The sequence below is a fragment of the Arthrobacter sp. AOP36-A1-22 genome (genome assembly GCF_052377615.1).
Taxonomy (GTDB): Bacteria; Actinomycetota; Actinomycetes; order Actinomycetales; family Micrococcaceae; genus Arthrobacter_H.
In genome coordinates this window covers 86,351-107,300 of record NZ_JBQSWX010000001.1, presented here as the reverse complement: position 1 = coordinate 107,300, position 20,950 = coordinate 86,351, and the positions used below count along the sequence as shown (strand labels likewise).

Genomic DNA, 20,950 nt, shown 5'->3' with positions numbered 1-20,950 from the left:
CCGGAAAAGCCCGGGATCCCCTCGAAGGGATCCCGGGCTTTTCTGTCGGTCACCGGCGGGTGCCGGGGACGGGCTGCCTAGGCCTTGCCGGACTGCTCCGACGCGCCATCGGTCGTGCCCTGGTTGCCCGCAGCATGGCCGTCGCGCAGGATCTGACCGAGGTTCTCGTCCACGTTCGTCCAGTACTGGAAGAAGCGCTCGCGGATGTCATCACGGGTGATGCCGGCAACCTGTCCAAGCAGGTTGTCGTGGAAGCGCTCCTTGGACTCGGCGCTGAAGACGTCGCGGTACAGCGTTCCGGCCTGGCCGAAGTCGCTGTCCTCGCTGCGCAGGGTCTGTGCGGCGCGGACGAGCGTCCCGTCGGTTTCCCAGCTGCCTTCGCCGGCACGCTCCGGCTCGGCTGCCGCTCCACCGTAGGAGTTCGGCGTGTAGGGGCGCGTGGTGGCGTCGTTGAAGTGGTACTGCATGTTGCCTTCGTGCATGTACGTGTTCACATGGGCAGCGCGCGGCTGGTTCACCGGCAACTGGTTGTAGTTCGTGCCGATGCGGTTGCGCTGGGCATCCGGGTAGGAGAACACGCGGGACATCAGCATCTTATCGGGGCTGATGTCGGTGCCCGGAACCATGTTCGACGGTGAGAAGGCGGCCTGCTCGATCTCGGCGAAGAAGTTCTGCGGGTTGCGGTTCAACGTGAAGTGTCCGACCTTCACCAGCGGGTAGTCGGCGTGCGGCCACACCTTGGTGATGTCGAAGGGGTTGAAACGGTAGGTCTTGGCATCCTCATACGGCATGATCTGCACGAACACGTCCCAGGTCGGGAAGTTGCCGGCCTCGATGTTCTCGTACAGGTCGCGACGGTAGAAGTCGGCGTCGGAGCCGGCGAGCTTTTCCGCCTCGTCGTTGTTCATGTTGTGGACGCCCTGGCGGGACTGGAAGTGGTACTGGACCCAGAAGCGCTCGCCCTCGGCATTGATCCACTGGTAGGTGTGTGAACCGTAGCCGTTCATCTCGCGCCAGGAGGTCGGCAGGCCACGATCGCCCATGACGTAGGTGACCTGGTGAGCGGACTCGGGGGAAAGGGTCCAGAAATCCCACTGCATGTCGGCATCACGCAGGGCGGAGCCGTTCAGGCGCTTCTGCGAGTGGATGAAGTCAGGGAACTTGATGCCATCGCGGATGAAGAACACCGGGGTGTTGTTGCCGACGATGTCGTAGTTGCCTTCGGTGGTGTAGAAACGCAGGGCAAAACCACGCACGTCACGCCAGGTGTCGGGGGAGCCCTGCTCGCCGGCGACGGAGGAGAAGCGTGCCAGCGTCTCGGACTTGGCGCCCGGCTGGAAGACCGCGGCCCGGGTGTACTTCGAGACGTCCTCGGTGATGGTCAGTTCGCCGAAGGCTCCGCCGCCCTTGGCGTGCGGGTTGCGCTCCGGGACGCGTTCGCGGTTGAACGAGGCCAGCTTTTCGACCAGGTAACGATCGTGCAGGGCCGTGACGCCGTTGGCGCCGGTGGTCAGCGAGTGTGCGTCACTGGGGACGGGGGCACCGCTTTGTGTGGTGGTGAAGTTCTCAGACAAGAGGTTCTCCTTCAGGTGATGGTTTGCTGGTCGATGACTGGGCGGTCTCAGGCAACGCTCTCCCGGGGCTGGGCCCCGGAAGCGCCACCCTCGGTGGCATGCGCCGATTCCCTGCAGGAAGCGCATACCCCCTGATAGACCACGTCAGCGATCTGGATGTTCATGCCATGCGTATCGGAGGGGGAAAGACAGGGGGCATGGCCCACCGCGCACTCGACATCCTCGATCCGTCCACAGGTCATGCACACCGCGTGGTGGTGGTTGTCGTCCACGCGCGTCTCGTGCAGGGCCGCGGAACCGGGCGGAGTGAACCGCCGCAGCATCCCCAGCGCCGTGAGGTCGTTCAGCACGTTGTAGACGGACTGCATGGACACCTCGGGCAACTCGTCACGCACTCCGGAGGCCACCGTATCGGCCGAGGAGTGCGGAGTCGTTTCCAGGAAGCGCAGCACGGCCAGGCGCTGGCGTGTCACGCGCAGTCCCAATTCGTGTAGCCGCTCCGTGTGATCCATACCCCTATTCAACTCCCTATTTTGATGAAGTCAAGATAGGGCAGACTAAGTCGGCTGCCACCGGTCCGGATGGGGGCGCCCCCGGGCCGTGCCATAGAATGGTGGGTCGAGGAGCCCCATCCCGTCCGTTCCTCCGGCGCCGTGATCCGCGGCTCATCCGGAACCCCGGGCAGGAGGCGGACGTTAAGCAGATATCCCGCCCGTCAGGTCGAGGGGCAGAGGCAGTAGCAAGGAGCCACACCCGGTGCGCAATCATTACAACGGCCTCAAGACGGCCGCCCTGCTCGGCGGCCTGTTCGCCCTGCTGTTGGTCATCGGATCGCTGATCGCCTCCGGAACGGGCAGGTCCTCGTTCATCTGGATATTCGCCCTGATCGGTGTGGGGACCACCGCCTACGGGTACTGGAACAGCGATAAGATCGCCATCCGCTCGATGCGGGCCTACCCGGTCACCGAACAGGAACAACCGGCGATGTACCGGATCGTCAACCAGCTCTCCATCAGCGCCGGTCAACCGATGCCGCGGCTGTTCGTTTCCCCGACCGCGGCCCCCAACGCCTTCGCGACGGGACGGAACCCGCGCAACGCCGCCGTGTGCTGCACGGAGGGCATCCTGAACCTGCTCGACGAGCGTGAACTGCGAGGAGTGCTGGGCCATGAACTCATGCACGTCTACAACCGGGACATCCTCACCTCCTCCGTGGCCGCCGCCGTCGCCGGCGTGGTGACCTCGGTGGCCCAGTTCATGCTCTTCTTCGGTGGCGGAGACCGCCGCAACGCCAACCCGCTGGCCATGATCGCCACCGCATTGCTGGCGCCGCTGGCGGCCGCGCTGATCCAGATGGCGATCAGCCGGACCCGTGAATACGACGCCGACGAGGACGGCGCGACGCTGACCAATGACCCGTTGGCCCTGGCTTCGGCCCTGCGCAAACTCGAAACCGGCGTCCAGCGGGCGCCCTTGCCCGAGGATCAGCGCCTGGTCAACACCTCCCACCTGATGATCGCCAACCCCTTCCTCGGCGGAGCGAAGAAGCTCTTCGCCACCCACCCGCCGATGGCGGACCGCATCTCCCGGCTGGAGAAGATGGCGGGCCGGCCGCTGGAGTAGAAGCGGCCGCGCACCACCCATTTGGTCATTGGGTCAGGCTTGCGTATCGTCATGAGCATAGGTAAGGCTTACCTAGACACCTTGACGTCCACCCGGAAGCTCCACGATGATCGCGAATTTCCTGATCGGCCTGCGGGAAGGGCTTGAAGCCGTCCTGATCGTGGTGCTCCTATTGGCCTACCTGGGCAAGACCGGACGGACCCATCTGGTGCCGCGGGTCATGGCCGGCGTCGGTGTCGCGGTCGCCGTGTCACTGGCCTTCGGGGCACTGCTGACCTTCGGCCCGCGCGGCCTGACCTTCGAAGCGCAAGAGGCCATCGGAGGAACCCTGTCCCTGGTCGCCGTCGGATTCGTGACGTGGATGATCTTCTGGATGGCCCGGACCTCGCGGTCCATGGCCACCGACCTGCGCCATAAGGTCGATGGTGCCGCCGACGGGAAGGCCTGGATGCTGGTCCTGGTGGCTGCCCTGGCCGTCGGTCGGGAGGGCCTGGAAACCGCCCTGTTCATCTGGGCCGCGGCCCGCGCCACGGGGGAGACCTGGGAGCCTATCGCCGGCGCCGGGCTCGGACTCGCCGTCGCCGTCGTCCTGGGCGCCCTGATCCACCGCGGTGCCGTCAAGATCAACTTCGCCAAGTTCTTCAGCTGGACCGGGGCGGCACTGATCATCGTTGCTGCCGGGGTCCTGGCCTATGGCATCCACGACCTACAAGAAGCCGGCATCCTACCGGGGCTGCATCGGCTGGCCTTCGACGTGTCCCACGTCATCCCGCCCTCGAGCTGGTACGGCACCGTGCTCAAGGGGGTCTTCAATTTCTCCCCGGCCACCACCTGGCTCGAGGCCATCGCCTGGACCGGCTACATCATCCCGGTGTTCTACCTCTACTTCCGCGGCCTGCGCCGCGGCACCCCGGAGGCACGGACCGGGGCCTCTGCCGGCACCGTCGTCGACTCGAACGCCTGAATCCCCCCGCCGTCCCCGCGATTCCGCCCGACCCACCAAGGAACCCCATGACCCCGAACCGCACATTACCCACCGTCGCCGCCCTGGCGCTGGCCGCGCTGGCCCTGGCCGGGTGCACCGACAACAATGCGACCGCCGATGGCGGGGACGGCAGCATCGCGGTGACCAGCACCGATGACACCTGCGAGGTCAGCACCGATACCGTGCCGGGCGGGACACTCAAGTTCTCGGTGAAGAACGAGGGGTCCCAGGTCACCGAGTTCTACCTGCTAGCCGACGACGGCCTGCGCATCGTCGGGGAGGTGGAGAACATCGGCCCGGGCCTGAGCCGGGATCTGGTGGTCGTGGCCCCCGAAGGAAAATATGCCACCGCCTGCAAGCCGGGCATGGTCGGCGACGGGATCCGGGCGGACTTCGCCGTGGGACCGGTCCCCGAGGGCCAGGAGATCAGCGCCGACCGGGCCGCCCTGCAGGACACGGCCACGACGCAGTACGGCGCCTACGTCAAGGACCAGACCGACCAGTTGCTGGCGGGCACCAAGAAATTCGCCCGGGCCTTTGCCGACGGTGAGACGGATCAGGCCAGGAAGCTCTACGCCTCGACGCGTATGCATTGGGAGCGGATCGAACCGGTGGCCGAATCATTCGGGGACCTGGACCCGATCCTCGACGCCCGGGAAGCTGATCTGGAGCCGGGCCAGGACTGGACCGGCTGGCACCGTGCGGAGAAGGACCTCTGGCCGCCGAAGGACGACTACCAGGCCATGAGCTCCGCCCAGCGCCAGGAGATCGCCGACCAGATGGTGGACGACACCCAGGAACTGAAGGAGCGCACGCTGGACACGGAGTTCACCGCGGACGCGTTGGCCAACGGGGCCAAGGAACTCCTGGACGAGGTCGCCACCGGGAAGGTCACCGGCGAAGAGGAGATCTGGTCCCATACGGATCTGTGGGACTTCCAGGCCAACGTCGATGGGGCCCGCATCGCCTACGAGGACCTGAAGCCGTTGCTCGATCGCGACGACGCGAAGCTCGACGCCAGCCTCGATAAGAACTTCACTGCGCTGCAGAAGCTCCTGGACCAGTACCAGCGAGGTGACGGATTCGTGTACTTCGATGAACTGACCGAGTCCCAGAAACAGGAACTCGCCTCGGCCGTCGACGCCCTGGCCGAACCGCTCTCCCGGCTGACCGCCGCGGTGGTGAAGTAGTCGTGGAGGAACAACAGCCCGAGGGAGAAACGGTGCCGGAGCCGCAGGAGCGGCGGCCCGGGCTGCGACGCCGGACCCTGTTCACTGCCGCGGGCATCGGCGGGGTGGTCGGTGTGGCCGCCGGTGCCACCGGGGCTTCCGCCGTGGAGCGTGTTTCCGCGCCGGAGGCGGACCAGGACATCGTGCCCTTCCGGGGAGATCACCAGGCCGGGATCGAGACCGAAGCACAGGACCGGATGCATACCGCAGCCTTCGATGTCACGACCACCGAGCGGGAGGAACTGATCTCGCTTTTGAAGGATTGGACTGCCGCCATCGAATCGATGACCGGAGGGCAGCCGGTCGGCGGCCCCGAGGGGGCCACCGGCGGCGCCTATGATGCCCCGCCGGAAGACACCGGGGAGGCGTTGGATCTGCCGGCGAGCCATCTGACGGTGACCATCGGCTTTGGGCGCACGCTCTTCACCAAGGACGGGAAGGGCCGGTTCGGCCTGTCCGAGCGGCTCCCCGAGGCGCTGATCGAGCTGCCGCACTTTCCCGGGGACGCCCTGGAGGAGAAACGCAGCGATGGTGACCTGGTGGTCCAGGCCTGCGCCGATGATCCGCAGATTGCGGTGCATGCCGTCCGCAACCTGGTGCGCATCGCCTTCGGACGGGCCCGGGTGCGGTGGAGCCAGATCGGGTTCGGGCGCACGTCCTCCACCTCGACCGACCAGGTCACGGCGAGAAACCTCTTTGGTTTCAAGGACGGGACCGCGAACGTCAAATCGCAGGAGACCCAGGCCGTCGCCGAGCATGTGTGGGTCTCCGGGGCCACGGGCGGGGAAGCGTGGATGAACGAGGGCACCTACATGGTGGCCCGCCGCATCCGGATGCACATCGAAACCTGGGACCGCACCTCGCTGCGTGAACAGGAACTGGACATCGGACGGACCAAACGCGAAGGGGCGCCCCTGTCAGGTGGCGGGGAATTCGACGAACCCGACTTCGAGCTCAAGGGCTCCGCGGGACCGCTGATTGCGGGGGATTCGCATGTCGCACTGGCCCATCCGAGCCGGAACGCCGGGGTGCGCATGTTGCGTCGTGGATTCAACTACACCGACGGTTCCGATGGGTTGGGACGGCTCGACGCCGGATTGTTCTTCATTGCCTACGTGGTTGATCCGCGCACCCACTATGTGCCGATGCAGATGGCGATGGCCAAGAACGATCTGCTCGTGGAGTACCTGAAACATACGGGCTCGGGGCTCTTCGCGGTGCCCCCGGGGGTCACCGAGCCGGATGGCTACCTCGGCCAGGGACTGTTCGAGACCTAGGGGCTGCGGAAACGCCGCGGGGCCGCAGTCCGTGGCGGACTACGGCCCCGCGGGGATCCATGAGGTGACGATCTAGCGGAAATTCACGAACTGCAGGTCGACTTCCTCGAATTTACGCAGCAGTTCCATGGTGGCCTGCAGGTCGTCGCGGGACTTCGAGGAGACACGCAGTTCATCCCCCTGGATGGTGGATTTCACTCCCTTGGGGGCCTCGTCGCGGATCTGCTTATTGATCTTCTTGGCGATGTCCTGGGCGATCCCCTCCTTGATGGAGGCATCGATCCGGTATTCCTTGCCCGAGGCGTAGGGCTCCCCGGCATCCAGGGACTTCAGCGAGATCTTGCGCTTGACCAGCTTGGACTGGAAGACATCCAGCACTGCCTTGACGCGTTCCTCCGAGCTGGCCTTCAGCAGGATGTTCTCGCCGCTGTAGTCCAGCTCGGCTCCGACGCCCTTGAAGTCGTAGCGCTGCGAGATTTCCTTCTGGGCCTGGTTCATTGCGTTCGAGACTTCCTGGCTGTCGACCTTGCTCACGACATCGAATGTGGATTCACTGGCCACAAGTCCTCCTCAAGTTGGTTTCCCTGCATTGGCCTCCAGCCTATCGGCAGGGGCCATCCGGGGCACCCTGTCGGGCCCCGGGGGCGGGCCCGCCCGGCCGGCGGGGCCCGGTTTGGGGCCCGATTCGATTCTTGGCAGGAACTTCGGTAAAGTTTCTTCTCGTTCCGTTACGGAACTTCGGGCAGATTTCCCGAGTGGCCAAAGGGGGCTGACTGTAAATCAGCTAGCATCGCTTTCACTGGTTCGAATCCAGTATCTGCCACCCACGGTCCCGGCCAGGACCGCTGAAGACCCCGGACTCATGAGTCCGGGGTCTTCTCATGTCCGGGGCCGGGTCTTCCCTCCGGTGGCCCGACCGGACGGCGTCAGGCGGCCAGCTCGTTGCCGACGTGCCTGAGATAGAGGTCCCACAGGATCAGGTGGGCCTCCCGGCTGGCGTTCATCACGGTCGCATAATGGGCCCATTGCCAAGCGGTCGCCCCATTGGAATCCGGGGGCGCGGGAGGACAATCGCCGGGGGTCCGCCATCCGGCGGGGGACCAGAGGGCGTGGATCGGGCCGGCGCTGGTGGCCGCCGAGGAGCAGTCGTCCAACGGGCGCGGAAGGCGCATGCGCCGCTGGATCCTCGGGGCTTCACCGACGGCAAAGATCTCGGACTTGGACACCTCCATCACCTGGGGCATGAGGCGTTGGTACTCGTCGGCCAGTTCGCAGCTGGCCCGGATGGACTCCCGCAGGAGTTCACCTTCGATCACGAACAGCAGCGTGCACCGTGGCATATGCGTTCCTTCCTTGGCGCCGGTTCCATAGTGGGGCAAGCCTAGGGAGCGGCAACGGCCCGGAACAGGGGGGACCCCGGGCTGTGGAAAACCCACCACGGAACGGCGCCGGGGCAGACATGCGGCAGGGGGGAAGGCTACCGTGGAGGCATGGCTACCATCGACATCACCGAAGACCAGTTCCAGCAGACCATCCAGGACAACGATATTGTCTTCGTTGATTTCTGGGCTTCCTGGTGCGGGCCCTGCAAGCAGTTCGCCCCGATCTTCGCGGCGGCTTCGGAAAAGCACGAGGGCATCACCTTCGCCAAGGTGGATACCGAAGCCGAGCAGGGGCTGGCCGCGGCAGCGGGAATCACCTCGATCCCCACGCTGATGGCCTTCCGGGACCGGGTGCTGGTGTTCTCCCAGCCCGGGGCCATCGGGTCCTCCCAGTTCGATGACCTGATCGAGGCGGTCAAGGGCATCGACATGCAGGAAGTCCATGCCCAGCTCGCCGAGCAGACCCCCGGCCAGTAGCACCGCGACGGCCCTCCGCGGGGCGTCGGGCCACCGTTCGGGGCTGATATGTTGTGGATCACAGATGTTTGGACCGCAACCCCTGAAAGGTGCCGTCGATGATGGATACCGACAACCCAGCCAGCGCCGATTCCTACACCCACGGGGGGAACACCCCCGCGGTCCTGGAACAGAGTATCGGGGAGAACTTCAGATCCGTGGCGGCCCGGTTCCCGGATCATCCGGCGGTCCTGGAAGCCTCGACCGGACGCAGCTGGACCTATGCCCAGATGGACCGGGCCACCGACCAGCTCGCCCGGGCCCTGATCTCCGCGGGCATCGGCGTCGGCGACCGGTTGGGTATCTGGAGTCCGAACTGCGCCGAATGGACGTTGCTGCAATACGCGACCGCCAAGGCCGGGATCATCCTGGTGAACGTGAACCCGGCCTACCGGCTGGAGGAACTCTCCTTCGTCGTGGGCCAATGCGGCATGCGGGCCCTGGCCGTCGCCCCGTCGGACCAGAGCAGTGACTACACCTCGATGGCCCGGACCGTGGCCGGACAGGACAACCCCCTGCAGGAACTGATCCACCTGCCGCGCCCCGAGGGCATGGAACCGCGCGGCGGAGACCCCGCGGCGGATGCCGCCCGGAACCCCGGACGGGAATTCACCTGGGATTCCTTGCTGGAAATGGCCGGCCAAACACCGCAGGCGCACCTGGAAACGATCCTGGAATCGCTGGACCCCCATGAGGCGATCAACCTGCAGTACACCTCGGGGACCACGGGATTCCCCAAGGGTGCGACCCTGAGCCACCACAACATCCTGAACAACGGCTTCCATATCGCCGAGCTGCTCGGCTACACCGAGAACGACCGGGTGGTGCTTCCGGTCCCGTTCTTCCACTGCTTCGGGATGGTCATCGGCAACCTGGGGGCCCTCTCCCACGGGGCGGCCACCGTCCTGCCGGGCCGGGCCTTCAAACCGGATGAAACCCTGCAGGCCGTGCAGGACCACGGAGGCACCAGCCTGTATGGGGTACCGACGATGTTCATCGCCGAACTCGCCCTTCCCGACTTCGCCGACTACGACCTGGGCACCCTGCGCACCGGGGTGATGGCCGGGGCGACCTGCCCGGAGGAGGTCATGGAACGGGTGATCTCCGAGATGAACATGGCCGAAGTGGCCATCTGCTACGGCATGACCGAAACCTCCCCGGTCTCCACGATGACCCGCACCGATGATTCCCTCGAACGCCGCACGCAAACCGTGGGCCGGACCATGCCGCAGCTCGAATCCAAGATCGTCGACCCGGTGTCGGGGGACGTGGTTCCCCGGGGATCGACCGGTGAGTTGTGCACCCGCGGCTACGCGGTCATGAAGGGCTACTGGAACGAACCGGAGAAGACCGCCGCAGCCATCGATCCGGACGGGTGGATGCACACCGGGGACCTGGCCTCGATGGACCAGGACGGCTACGTCCGCGTCGAAGGGCGCATCAAGGATCTGATCATCCGCGGCGGCGAGAACGTCTCGCCCCGGGAGATCGAGGAGTTCCTCTACCGCCATTCGGATGTCCAGGACGTCCAGGTGATCGGGGTGCCCGACCAGAAGTACGGGGAGGAGATCATGGCCTGCATCATCCTGCATGAAGGGGCGCAGGAGATGACCTTGGAAACGGTCCGCGAATACTGCACCGGTCAGATCGCCCACTATAAGATCCCCCGCTACGTGCAGATCCGCAGCAGCTTCCCGATGACGATCTCGGGGAAGATCCGCAAGGTGGAGATGCGCCAGGAAGCGATCCGGATGGTGGCCGGGGACTAGCCGCGCCGACCCGGCTCAGCGGCCCCGGTGGTCCATCGGGGCCAGCCGGGGCCCGAAGGACGGTTTGCGGAATCCGGACAGCCCGATCAGCCGGACCACGCGTTGGCGATGCCCGGCGAAGGGGGCCAGCAACCGGAGCATCCCGGCGTCGTCGGTGGACTTCCCGGCCAGGGCATGGCCGATGTAGGCGGCCAGATGGAAATCGCCGACGGATACCGCATCGGGGTGCCCATGGCTGCGCTGCAGGGTCTCGGCGGCGGTCCACGGGCCGATTCCGGGAACCGACTGCAGCGTGGAGCCCGGGTTGCGGGCGAGCTCCACGGCACCGAGCCGGTTGATTCCGGCGGCCGCTTCGGCGGCCCGCAGAACGGTGCGACGGCGTGAGTCATCCACCCGGGCCCGATGCCAGTCCCAGCCGCCGATCAGGCGCAGCCGGTGGGCTCCGGGGGCGATGGCCAGGCCCTCGGGCGCCGGACCGGGAGCCGGTTCGCCGAAACGCGAGACCAGATACCGCCAGGCGTGGCGTGCTTCGATGGTGGTGACCTTCTGTTCCAGGATGACCGGCACCAGGGCATCGAAGACCCGGCCGGTCGAGGGCAGGCGCAAGCCAGGGTTCCGCCGTCGTGCCTCGGCGATCCAGTGTGGAAGCTCATGCCGGGCCCCGGCGTCGAAGCCCGACCAGTCATCGGCTGCGCCCAGCAGTGCCGGAGCGCAGAGCACGGCCTGCTGGGCCCCGGGCCCCCAGGCCCGCACGGAGAATTCCGGTCCGGGGCCGTGGCCACCGGATTCCAGGGGGCTTCCACGGTCCCGCATCACCAGCAAGGTGGCGGGGCCCTGGCCGGTCTCGAAGCACAGCCAGGCCAGACCCGGTCCCACACGGGTGCACGGATCGTGGGTGCCACGCTGGAGGACTCCGAGCGTCGTTGCCAGGTCGTATCCGGCCGGGGCGGACCACCGCCGGTGGGCATCCGGGGCGTCCACCGGGCCGGTGGGACGCAGCAGGGCCGCCGACGTCGGGAGGCCCGCAGCAGGGGTGGAGGTCATCCCCCGATGATCCCACCCGGACGCCCCAGGACCCAGCCGAAGGCCCGGGCGCACTCCATGACTCCGGGTTGCGCCGGACCCGGGGGCCCCGTGGGCCCGGCGGTAGAGTCGGCCTATGAAATACGCGGAATCCGTTCTGGAACTGATCGGCAACACCCCGTTGGTGAAACTGTCCAAGGTCACCGACGGCCTCCGGGCCACCATCCTGGTGAAGGTGGAGTACCTGAACCCGGGGGGCTCCATCAAGGACCGGATCGCGTTGAAGATGATCGAGGACGCGGAGGAATCCGGGGAACTGGCCCCCGGGGGGACGGTGGTCGAACCGACGTCGGGGAACACCGGCGTCGGACTGGCCCTGGTGGCCCAGGCCAAGGGCTACCAGACGATCTCCGTGGCCCCCGACAAGGTCGGTGCCGAAAAGCTCGATGTGCTGCGCGCCTACGGCGCCGAGGTCGTGGTGACCCCGACCGCGGTGGCACCGGAATCACCCGAATCCTATTACGGGGTCTCCGACCGGCTGGTCCGGGAGATCCCCGGGGCCTATAAACCCGACCAGTTCTCCAACCCCGCCGCCCCCGCCAGCCATTACGCCTCCACCGGCCCCGAGATCTGGAAGGACACCGACGGGAAGCTGACCCATGTGGTCATCGGCGCCGGTACCGGGGGCACCATCACCGGTACCGGTCGCTACCTCAAGGAGGTGTCGGCGGATCGGGCCACCGGACAGGTCAAGGTCATCGCCGCCGACCCCGACGGCTCCGTCTATTCCGGGGGCACCGGACGGCCCTATTTCGTCGAAGGCGTCGGGGAGGACATGTGGCCGGGCAACTACGACCCCTCGATTCCCGACGAGGTCATCGCCGTGGACGACGCGGATTCGTTCGCGATGACCCGCCGGTTGGCCCGGGAGGAGGGCCTGCTGGTCGGGGGCTCCTCCGGCATGGCGGTGGTGGCGGCCCTGGAAGCGGCGAAGGACCTGGACGAGGACGCCGTCGTGGTGGCCATCCTGCCCGACGGCGGACGCGGCTACCTGGCGAAGATCTTCAACGACTCCTGGATGAAGTCCTATGGATTCATCACCGACGGCGAGGAGGGGACCGTGGCGCAGGTGCTGGCCGGCAAGACCGGCGCCCTGCCGGAGCTGATCCATACCCACCCGGGGGAGTCGGTGCGCGACGTCATCGACATCATGAACGAATACGGGGTCTCGGTGCTGCCCGTGCTCACCGCCGAGCCCCCCGTGCGCCTGGGCGAGGTCGTCGGCAGCGTCGACGAACGTGAACTCACCGCACTGCTCTTCTCCGGCGAAGCGGCCCTGACCGAGGCCGTCGCCGGGCATATGGGCGCCCCCATGCCCCTGATCGGGGCCGGAGAGACGATCGGAGCGGCCCGAACCCGACTCCAGGAGGCCAACGCCCTGCTGGTCACCCACCATGGGGCCCCCGCGGGGGTGCTGACCCGGCAGGACCTGCTGAACCACCTGAACCACTGACCCAGCCCATCCCAGCGAAAGGTAGAACCCCCATGAGCAGCCCGACGAGCGGCTTCAATACCCGTGCCATCCACGCGGGACAGGCCTTCGAACCGCGCACCGGCGCCGTCGTGCCCCCCGTGCATTTCTCCACCACCTATGCCCAGGACGGCATCGGCGGGTTGCGTGACGGCTACGAATACGGCCGCGGCACCAACCCGACCCGCGATGCGCTGCAGGAACAGCTGGCGGCCGTGGAAAACGGAACCCATGCCTTGACGTTCGCCTCCGGTCTGGCCGCCGAGGATTCGCTGATCCGTGCGCTCACCCGCCCCGGGGACCACATCGTGTTGGGCAACGACGCCTATGGCGGCACCTACCGGCTGATCTCGGGCATCTTCGGGGACTGGGGCATCGGCAACACCGCCGTGGACATGGCGGACCCGCAGGCACTGGCCACCGCGATCGCCGCGCATCGGACGGCACTGGTGTGGTTGGAAACGCCCTCGAACCCGATGATGAAGATCACCGACATCGCCGCCGTCGCCCGGGCCACGCACGACGCCGGGGCCCTGCTGGTGGTGGACAACACCTTTGCATCGCCCTACCTGCAGCAGCCGTTGGACCTGGGTGCGGACGTGGTGGTCCACTCGACCACCAAATACATCGGGGGCCACTCCGACGTCGGGGGTGGGGCGGTCATCGTCAAGGAGGCCGGGCTGGCGGAGAAGATCGGCTTCCTGCAGTTCGCGGCCGGCGCGGTCAACGGTCCGCTGGATGCGTTCCTGACCACCCGTGGGCTGAAGACCCTGGGCGTGCGGATGGATCGGCATTGCCACAACGCCCAGGTCGTCGCCGAATGGCTGCAGGGCCGACCCGAGGTGGAAAAGGTCCTCTATCCGGGTCTGGCGGAGCATCCGGGCCACGAGTTGGCGGCGCGCCAGATGAGTGGCTTCGGGGGGATGGTCTCGGTGCAGTTCACCGGCGGCGAGGCCGCGGCCCGGAAGATCGCCGAGTCCACCCGGGTCTTCACCCTGGCCGAATCGCTGGGCGGCATCGAATCGTTGATGAACTACCCGTCGGAGATGACCCACGCCTCGGTCAAGGGCACCGAGCTGGAGGTTCCGGTGAACCTGCTGCGCCTGTCCTGCGGGATCGAGGACGTCGAGGACCTGATCGCCGATCTCGACCGGGCCTTCAGCCGGTTATAGGCCGACCGGCCCGGCCGCCTGCCCCGCCGGGACAGGCGGCCGGGGCCACTGCTTCCTAGTCCCCGGTCGACGAGGCAGGGTTCTCCTCCTCGAGCCAGGAGCGGATGGACTCCGCGTCGGCATTGAGCAGGGGAGGGGACGTATGGGTGGTGCGGGTCGTCTCCTCGGCGGTGGCCGCGTCGAAGAAGCGCAGCGGCGGGCCGGGCAACTGGATCGTCCCGAGCACCGGATGGTCGACGTCGACCAGCAGGCCCTGGGATTCGACCTGGTCCCAGGCGTAGACCTCGTCCAGGGTCCTGACCTTCCCGGCGGGGACCCCTGCCTCGTTCAGCTTCTCCAGCAGGTCGGCCGGGGCATAGGCGCTGAAGGCATCCTCGATCACGGTGATGAGCTTCTCGCGGTGGTGGACCCTCTCGGCGTTCGTGGCGAAATCGGGGTCGTCGCCGTCGAGGCCGAAGGCCCCGGTCAGCGCCTTCCAGAGCTTGTTGCTGCCGACGCTGATCTGGACGTTGCCGCCGCGGCAGGCAAACAGCCCGTAGGGGGCGATCGAGGGGTGGTGGTTGCCCTGGGCTCTCGGGACCTCCCCGGCGACGGTCGCCCGGGTGCCCTGGAAGGCGTGCACCCCGATGGCCGACGCCAGGAGCGAGGTCCGCACCACCTGGCCGCGTCCGGTCTTCTCCCGTTCCAGCAGTGCCGCGAGCACCCCGTAGGCGCCATACATGCCCGAGAGCAGATCGGTGATCGGCACCCCGACCCGTTGGGGGTCATCGGGGCCCGACCCGGTCAACGACATCAGCCCCGCCTCGCCCTGGACGATCTGGTCGTAGCCGCTGCGCCGGGCCTCCGGCCCGTCGTGGCCGAAACCGGTGATCGAGAGGATGACCAACCGGGGATTGAGCTCCTGCAACGCCTCCATGGAGAACCCCAAGCGGGTGAGCACCCCCGATCTGAAGTTCTCCAGCAGGGCATCGGACCGGCGGATTAGCGCGGTCAACGTCTCCCGGCCCTCCGCGGATTTCAGGTCCAGGGACAGCGATTCCTTATTGCGGTTGCAGGACAGGAAGTAGGTGGCCTGGGGGTCGTCCTCGGGTCCGACGAAGGGCGGGCCCCAGCTCCGGGTGTCGTCCCCGGTGCCGGGGGTCTCGATCTTGATGACCCGGGCCCCGAGGTCACCGAGCATCATGCCGGCGTGGGGTCCGGCCAGTGCCCGGGTCAGGTCCAGGACGGTGTATCCGGCCAGCGGTCCGCCGGCGGTGGAGGGGGACGAAGCGTTCGTGGGGGACATGAAGTCTCCTTTCGGGACGGGGAGGGGACCTAGCGCAGGGACGGGGCCCGGTCGGCGACGACGGGAAGACGGGTCCCGGCGTCGAACTCCATGACCTTCCGGCCTCCGATGAACACCTGCTGCGCCCGTTGCATCACATCCAGCGGATCCCCGGACCACAACACCAGATCCGCGTCCTTGCCCGCCTCGATGGACCCCAGGCGGTCGGCCAGGCCGAGCACGCGGGCCGGGTTGATGGTGATCGAGCGCAACGCCGTCACCGGGTCCAGCCCCTCCTTCACTGCTAGGGTGCACTGGTGGACCAGGAAGTTGATGGGCACCACCGGGTGGTCGGTGATCACGGAGATCTCCACCCCGGCGTCGTGCAGTTTGCCCGGGTTCGCCAGGGAGCGTCCGCGGAGTTCGACCTTGGATTTGGTGGTGAACAACGGGCCGATCAGCACCGGGATGTTCCGTTCGGCCAGCAGATCGGCGATCAGGTGGGCCTCGGTGCCGTGGTCGATGACCAGGTCGTACCCGAATTCCTCGGCCAGACGGATGGCGGTGGCCACATCGTCGGTGCGGTGGCAGTGCTGACGCCACGGGATCTCCCGGCGCAGCACCATCGCCAGGGCCTCCAGCCGCGGGTCGATGGCTTCGGGGTCGGCCTTGGCCATGTAGTTCTGCGCCTCGATGAAGGCCTTGCGGATCACCATGGCCGTCCCCAGCCGGGTGGAAGGGGTCTGTTTCTTCTCCCCGTAGACCCGTTTGGGGTTCTCACCCAGGGCTGATTTCAGCCCGCTGGGGGAGCGCAGCACCATCTCGTCGATGTAGCGGCCATGGGTGTGGATGGCCACCGCCAGACCGCCCACCGGGTTCCCCGAGCCGGGGTTGACGTTGACCGTGGTGATGCCCCCGGCCAGCGCATCGTCGAAGCCGGGGTCGAAGGGGTCCACCGCGTCGATGGCGCGGACCGCCGCCATGATCGGGTCGGTCATCTCGTTGACATCGGCGCTGGCGTCGCCTTCGCCCTCGGGGTGCATACCCAGGTGGACGTGGGCGTCGATGAAGCCCGGCAGCAGCCATTGGCCGTCCGCGTCGACGATCTCCGCATCGGAGGGAACGACGATATCGGGGCCGCTGGCCTCGATCCTGCCGTCACGGACGACGACGGCCCCGTCGTAGGGTTCGGCCTCGATGGGGACGACGTGTGCGTTGATGATGGCCAGCAGACTCATGGGTGAAGCCCTTTCGGAGCGGAGACGGGATGCCCCGAGCCTATCGCCCCGCCGTGAGCTGCGACACGGTAGGGCCTGCTACTTCGGGGGACGGGTGCGCAGGGCGCGGCGCTGGGCCTTGCGCTCGGCCCGGGCCGCCCGGGACTGCTCCTTGAAATAGGCCAGGCTCGGCGGCAGCCAGAGCAGGACGACGCCGATGAGCAGGGTCGCCCCGATGACCCCCAGTCGCGGGCCGCGCAGGATCAACGGCACCCCGCCGATGAGTCCGACGGTGGTCAACCAGGCCCGCCCGGCCAGTTTCCCGCGGGCCAGGCGCCAGGCACCGTAGCCGACGCCCAGCCCCAGCAGGGCCAGCAGCACCCCCAGGGCCACGAGGCCCGAGGGGCCCCGGTCCTCCAACAGTTTGGAGTTCCCCCACGAGGCGATGCCCAGCCCCAGCAGAGCGGCAGCCAGCACGGTCCACCAGCCGACGGCCAGGCGCAGGGTCAGGGGTAGTTTCTCCACGCCTGCCAGCCTACTGGATGTGCCCAACCGCACAGCGTCCGGCCCGTCCTCACGCCGGTCCCTGCTGTAGACTGGGATCTCACCGATATCCGGCTTCCCTCGCATCCTGCCCAATTCTTGAGGCAGGAGCTCATCGTGTGTGAGTCCGCAAAACAGCGGGCAGTTCCTTCATAGGGGAGCGGCCGGACTGGTGTTTGAGTCCGAATGTGCCGCGGATCCCGTCTCGAACCGAGCCCCGGGTTATCCGCCCCTATGAATGAGGTAATGCCCCGTGTCTTCAGACATGTCCACCAACACGCCCGAATCCGCCTCCGAAGAGACCCCGGTGAAGTTCTCCGACCTCGGGATCGATGGCCGCGTCCTGGCCGCCGTCGAGGACCTCGGCTACGAGACCCCGACCCCGATCCAGGCCGCCACCATCCCGATGCTCCTGGACGGCCGCGACGTCGTCGGGTTGGCCCAGACCGGCACCGGCAAGACCGCGGCCTTCGCGATCCCCGCCCTGTCGAGGATGGCCGAACTGGCCGACCAGAACGGTACCGCCCGCAAGACGCAGGTGCTGGTCCTGGCCCCGACCCGCGAACTCGCGTTGCAGGTCGCCGAGGCCTTCACCTCCTACGCCAAGCACATGGGTGACTTCACCGTGCTGCCCGTCTACGGCGGATCCCCCTACGGCCCGCAGCTCTCGGCGATGCGCCGCGGGGCGCAGGTCGTCGTGGGCACCCCGGGCCGCGTGATCGACCACATCAACAAGGGGTCCCTGGACCTGTCGCATCTGCAGTACGTCGTCCTGGACGAAGCCGACGAGATGTTGCGCATGGGCTTCGCCGAAGAGGTCGACAAGATCCTCGAGGCCACCCCCGAGGAGAAGCAGGTGGCCCTGTTCTCGGCCACGATGCCCGGCTCCATCCGCCGGATCTCCAAGCAGTACCTGCGCAACCCGCAGGAGGTGTCGGTGAAGTCCTCCACGACCACCGGCAAGAACACCCGTCAGCGCTACGTCCAGGTCATGGGCGCGCATAAGCTCGACGCGATGACCCGGATCCTGGAATCCGAGGCCCATGAGGGCGTCATCGCCTTCGTGCGCACCAAGATGGCCACCGAGGACCTGGCCGATAAGCTCAAGGCCCGCGGGTTCACTACGGCCGCCATCAACGGCGACATCCCGCAGCAGCAGCGTGAGCGCACGGTCGAGAACCTGCGCAGCGGCAAGATCGACATCCTGGTCGCCACCGATGTCGCGGCCCGCGGCCTCGATGTCGAGCGCATCAGCCACGTCTTCAACTACGACATCCCGCACGACACCGAATCGTACGTGCACCGGATCGGCCGCACCGGCCGTGCCGGCCGCCAGGGTGACGCGATCCTGTTCATGACCCCGCGCGAGAAGCACATGCTGCGCTCCATCGAGCGGGCCACGCGCCAGCCGGTCGAGGCCATGACCCTGCCCAGCATCGACATCGTCAACGACAAGCGCCTGGAGCGCTTCGCCGGACAGATCTCCGAGACCCTGGCCTCCCAGGAGCTGGGGGTCTTCCGCAACCTCGTGGAGAAGTTCGAGGCCGAGCACGACGTCTCGGCCGTGGAGGTCGCCGCCGCCCTGGCCCATATGGCCCAGGGGGGACGCCCGCTGCTCATGGAGGAACTGCCGACCCCGCCGGCCAAGCAGGCGCGCATGTCCAAGGGCGCCAAGGACGGCTTCGGTTCCCGCGGCCCGACGCGCGCCCTCACCGAGGGCAACGCCACCTACCGCATCGCCGTCGGACGCCGTCAGCGCGTGATGCCGGGCTCCATCGTCGGCGCCCTGGCCAATGAGGGTGGCTTCAATTCCGGGCAGATCGGCGGGATCGACATCCGCGCCGACCACACCCTGGTCGAACTGCCCGCCGAACTGTCCAAGGACCAGTGGAACTCGCTGTCCCGCACCCGGATCGGCGGCGAACTGATCCGCCTGGAGCTCGATACCGGCCGGGCCCCGCGCCGTGACCGCGAAGGCGGCGGCTACCGCAAGGACCGTGGTGGCTTCGACGGAAACCGTGGCGGTGGAGGCCACCGCAAGGACGAGGGCGGCCGTGGCGGATACGGCGGATCCCGCAAGCCGCGCAGCTCGCAGCGCAGCTTCGAAGGCGGCCGCGGCCGCAGCTAGCAGCGCCCGGCGTCCCGCGGGTCGGGAGCGCCGGAACCACCCTGTCCGGAGGCCGGGCGTCCCCCCGGGGAACGCCCGGCCTCCGGCGTTCGGGACCGCAGCCCTGTGGGCTGTGTCACGACGGCCGTCTCGATTTCATCCGGGCGGCAAATGCTGGTAATGTTTTTCTCCGTTGCCCCCCTAGCTCAGGGGTAGAGCGCAGTCTTGGTAAGACTGAGGTCACGGGTTCGAATCCCGTGGGGGGCTCTGAATGGAAAGCCCGCGTCCGTGTCGACTCGAAAGAGGAACCGACGCGGCGCGGGCATTTCACATTCGTGGCGGTGTAGCTCAGCTGGTTAGAGCGCACGACTCATAATCGTGAGGTCCCGGGATCGAGTCCCGGCACCGCTACCCACAGGAATCCGTCCCGTTCGCGGGGCGGATTTCGTCGTTAACGCCCACCCCCACCTGTCCGGCGCCCCTCTATGCTGGAGGGATGGAATCACCGGCCCTGCTCAGTGGCGGCATCGAATGGCCGGCCGACGGCTCCACCCCGCGGTGGGACCTGCGCACCCGTCATGGGGAATCGGCGGACCTGGTGTTGGAGCCGGGAACCCGCTGCTCCTTCGCGGTGGCTCCGGGACGCTGGTGCCTGGGCCATGTCCTGGTCCACGCGGTCGGGGGCTGGGAACACGTCGAGTGTCCCCGGGCCTCCCGGGCCGAACGCGGCACCCAATGCGGGCCCTGCCTGGCCCTGGACCAGGCCCGGTACATGCACGACTTCCACCGGTCGGGGATCGCCCCGCCGGGCCTGCGCGAGTACCTGGCCCGCCCGCAGTGGCTCTACGTCGCCACCTTCGCCCACGGGGCCTCCAAGGTCGGAACCGCGGGGGAGGGGAACAAATGGCGCCGGCTCGCCCAGCAGGGGGCCGTGGCCGGCACCTATGTGGCACTGGTCGCCGACGGACGCCAGGTGCGTGTGCTCGAGGACCTGGTGACCGGACGGCTGGGGCTGGGGCAGGCCGTGCGGGCCTCCGCCAAGACCGCGGGATTATGCGAACCGGGCCAGGGCGGGCCCTCGGCGGCCGGGGTGTACGACGCCGTCTCGCTGGCCCGGATGCACCGCAGCGAGGTGGAGCGCGTACTGGCCCTGATCGCCGAGGATCGACAGGCGCGGGAGTTGGGCATCGAGCCCGCCGACGAGGCCTTCGTGCCGCCCCGTCCGGCCGCCGCGATGCTGTCGGCCTGGGACGCGGGGGAGCTCTACCCCTACCCCGGGTGGCTCAGCGCCAGCACCCACGGATTCGTCGTGGACTCCGTCCTGGGCCAGAGCCTGGGGGTGCGGCTGGAGGGCTCGGACCGGCTCTACGCCGCCGACGCCGCCGTGCTCAAGGGCCGCCGGGTCACCCCGGGCGAATACACCACCGCCATCCCCGCGGCGCAGGACTCCTTGTTCTGAGCCCGATACACTGGAGGACATGATCAGCACACCCTGGGAATCGGCGTCGGGCCTGTACAAGCTCCTGGTGATCGCCTCCATGTCCATCTCCGGGCTGGGCATCATCCTGGCGTTGTTCGGCGCCAACACCACCAACCGGCCGCTGATGTATACGGCGGTCGCCATCATCCTGCTGGGCCTGCTGACCCATGTGACGGGGCTGGTGGTGCGCAGCCGCGACGTGAAGGTCTATCGGCAGCAGCATCCGCCCACGCCGAAACAGAACCCGGGACGCTAGGG

The 20,950-nt window shown here is 67.6% G+C and carries 19 protein-coding genes and 3 tRNA genes; 14 read left to right on the top strand and 8 right to left on the bottom strand.

From position 1 onward, the window contains the following. Positions 1–77: 77 nt before the first annotated feature. Positions 78–1,574: a catalase gene (locus ACT3S2_RS00575; protein WP_443382560.1), complete on the bottom strand. Its 1,497-nt coding sequence runs from the start codon at positions 1,572–1,574 to the stop codon at positions 78–80. A gap of 47 nt (positions 1,575–1,621) precedes the next feature. Further along, complete coding sequence (locus tag ACT3S2_RS00570) at positions 1,622–2,086, bottom strand: Fur family transcriptional regulator (protein WP_443382563.1); 465 nt, start codon at positions 2,084–2,086, stop codon at positions 1,622–1,624. Between the two features lie 244 nt (positions 2,087–2,330). Between ACT3S2_RS00570 and htpX the strand changes: the two genes are divergently transcribed. The 4 genes from htpX (at position 2,331) to efeB (ending at position 6,688) form a co-directional block, all read left to right on the top strand. Then, positions 2,331–3,197, top strand: a complete 867-nt coding sequence (htpX, locus tag ACT3S2_RS00565; RefSeq protein ID WP_443382566.1) for a zinc metalloprotease HtpX — start codon at positions 2,331–2,333, stop codon at positions 3,195–3,197. 106 nt (positions 3,198–3,303) lie between these two features. Continuing rightward, entirely contained in the window at positions 3,304–4,161 is an 858-nt protein-coding gene (gene efeU, locus ACT3S2_RS00560) for an iron uptake transporter permease EfeU (protein ID WP_443382569.1), read from the top strand. A gap of 47 nt (positions 4,162–4,208) precedes the next feature. Beyond that, positions 4,209–5,372 (top strand): iron uptake system protein EfeO, encoded by a 1,164-nt coding sequence (gene efeO / locus ACT3S2_RS00555; RefSeq protein WP_443382571.1) that lies wholly within the window; start codon positions 4,209–4,211, stop codon positions 5,370–5,372. Between the two features lie 2 nt (positions 5,373–5,374). Next, entirely contained in the window at positions 5,375–6,688 is a 1,314-nt protein-coding gene (efeB, locus tag ACT3S2_RS00550) for an iron uptake transporter deferrochelatase/peroxidase subunit (RefSeq protein WP_443382573.1), read from the top strand. A 72-nt stretch (positions 6,689–6,760) separates the two neighbouring features. Here efeB and ACT3S2_RS00545 read toward each other — a convergent pair whose 3' ends face one another. Further along, positions 6,761–7,249, bottom strand: coding sequence for a YajQ family cyclic di-GMP-binding protein (locus ACT3S2_RS00545; protein WP_443384154.1), 489 nt, complete (start codon positions 7,247–7,249; stop codon positions 6,761–6,763). Between the two features lie 180 nt (positions 7,250–7,429). Between ACT3S2_RS00545 and ACT3S2_RS00540 the strand changes: the two genes are divergently transcribed. After that, a tRNA-Tyr gene (locus ACT3S2_RS00540) sits at positions 7,430–7,511 on the top strand. Between the two features lie 103 nt (positions 7,512–7,614). Here the strand turns inward: ACT3S2_RS00540 and ACT3S2_RS00535 are convergent. Continuing rightward, the gene (locus tag ACT3S2_RS00535) at positions 7,615–8,028 is read right to left on the bottom strand and encodes a hypothetical protein (RefSeq protein WP_443384153.1); all 414 of its coding nucleotides are present in this window, start codon (positions 8,026–8,028) and stop codon (positions 7,615–7,617) included. Positions 8,029–8,178: 150 nt separating this feature from the next. Here ACT3S2_RS00535 and trxA point away from each other — a divergent pair, with 150 nt between their 5' ends. Further along, positions 8,179–8,547 carry a thioredoxin gene (gene trxA / locus ACT3S2_RS00530; RefSeq protein WP_443384152.1) on the top strand — a complete coding sequence of 123 codons (369 nt, stop codon included), beginning with the start codon at positions 8,179–8,181 and terminating at the stop codon, positions 8,545–8,547. A 98-nt stretch (positions 8,548–8,645) separates the two neighbouring features. Beyond that, positions 8,646–10,355, top strand: a complete 1,710-nt coding sequence (locus ACT3S2_RS00525; protein ID WP_443384151.1) for an AMP-binding protein — start codon at positions 8,646–8,648, stop codon at positions 10,353–10,355. 15 nt (positions 10,356–10,370) lie between these two features. On the opposite strand, the gene ACT3S2_RS00520 is transcribed toward ACT3S2_RS00525, so the two are convergent. Next, positions 10,371–11,399: a DNA-3-methyladenine glycosylase family protein gene (locus ACT3S2_RS00520; protein ID WP_443384150.1), complete on the bottom strand. Its 1,029-nt coding sequence runs from the start codon at positions 11,397–11,399 to the stop codon at positions 10,371–10,373. Between the two features lie 115 nt (positions 11,400–11,514). Between ACT3S2_RS00520 and ACT3S2_RS00515 the strand changes: the two genes are divergently transcribed. Together ACT3S2_RS00515 and ACT3S2_RS00510 are read left to right on the top strand one after the other, a co-directional pair. Continuing rightward, complete coding sequence (locus ACT3S2_RS00515; protein WP_443384149.1) at positions 11,515–12,891, top strand: cystathionine beta-synthase; 1,377 nt, start codon at positions 11,515–11,517, stop codon at positions 12,889–12,891. A gap of 32 nt (positions 12,892–12,923) precedes the next feature. Continuing rightward, positions 12,924–14,081: a cystathionine gamma-synthase gene (locus ACT3S2_RS00510; RefSeq protein ID WP_444561073.1), complete on the top strand. Its 1,158-nt coding sequence runs from the start codon at positions 12,924–12,926 to the stop codon at positions 14,079–14,081. A 55-nt stretch (positions 14,082–14,136) separates the two neighbouring features. On the opposite strand, the gene ACT3S2_RS00505 is transcribed toward ACT3S2_RS00510, so the two are convergent. The 3 genes from ACT3S2_RS00505 to ACT3S2_RS00495 all read right to left on the bottom strand — a co-directional run bounded on the left by ACT3S2_RS00505 (position 14,137) and on the right by ACT3S2_RS00495 (position 17,087). Beyond that, on the bottom strand, positions 14,137–15,366 hold the full coding sequence (locus ACT3S2_RS00505) for a CaiB/BaiF CoA transferase family protein (protein ID WP_443384147.1): 1,230 nt from the start codon (positions 15,364–15,366) through the stop codon (positions 14,137–14,139). Positions 15,367–15,395: 29 nt separating this feature from the next. Beyond that, entirely contained in the window at positions 15,396–16,583 is a 1,188-nt protein-coding gene (locus ACT3S2_RS00500; protein ID WP_443384146.1) for an amidohydrolase, read from the bottom strand. 78 nt (positions 16,584–16,661) lie between these two features. Continuing rightward, positions 16,662–17,087 (bottom strand): hypothetical protein, encoded by a 426-nt coding sequence (locus ACT3S2_RS00495; protein WP_443384145.1) that lies wholly within the window; start codon positions 17,085–17,087, stop codon positions 16,662–16,664. 283 nt (positions 17,088–17,370) lie between these two features. Here ACT3S2_RS00495 and ACT3S2_RS00490 point away from each other — a divergent pair, with 283 nt between their 5' ends. The 5 genes from ACT3S2_RS00490 (at position 17,371) to ACT3S2_RS00470 (ending at position 20,948) form a co-directional block, all read left to right on the top strand. Continuing rightward, positions 17,371–19,233, top strand: coding sequence for a DEAD/DEAH box helicase (locus ACT3S2_RS00490; RefSeq protein ID WP_444553338.1), 1,863 nt, complete (start codon positions 17,371–17,373; stop codon positions 19,231–19,233). 174 nt (positions 19,234–19,407) lie between these two features. Further along, positions 19,408–19,479: transfer RNA gene (locus ACT3S2_RS00485), tRNA-Thr, on the top strand. A gap of 70 nt (positions 19,480–19,549) precedes the next feature. After that, positions 19,550–19,623 (top strand) — tRNA-Met (locus ACT3S2_RS00480). Between the two features lie 85 nt (positions 19,624–19,708). Next, on the top strand, positions 19,709–20,671 hold the full coding sequence (locus ACT3S2_RS00475; protein WP_444553337.1) for a DUF2797 domain-containing protein: 963 nt from the start codon (positions 19,709–19,711) through the stop codon (positions 20,669–20,671). 19 nt (positions 20,672–20,690) lie between these two features. Continuing rightward, on the top strand, positions 20,691–20,948 hold the full coding sequence (locus ACT3S2_RS00470; protein ID WP_444561072.1) for a hypothetical protein: 258 nt from the start codon (positions 20,691–20,693) through the stop codon (positions 20,946–20,948). Positions 20,949–20,950 lie beyond the last annotated feature (2 nt).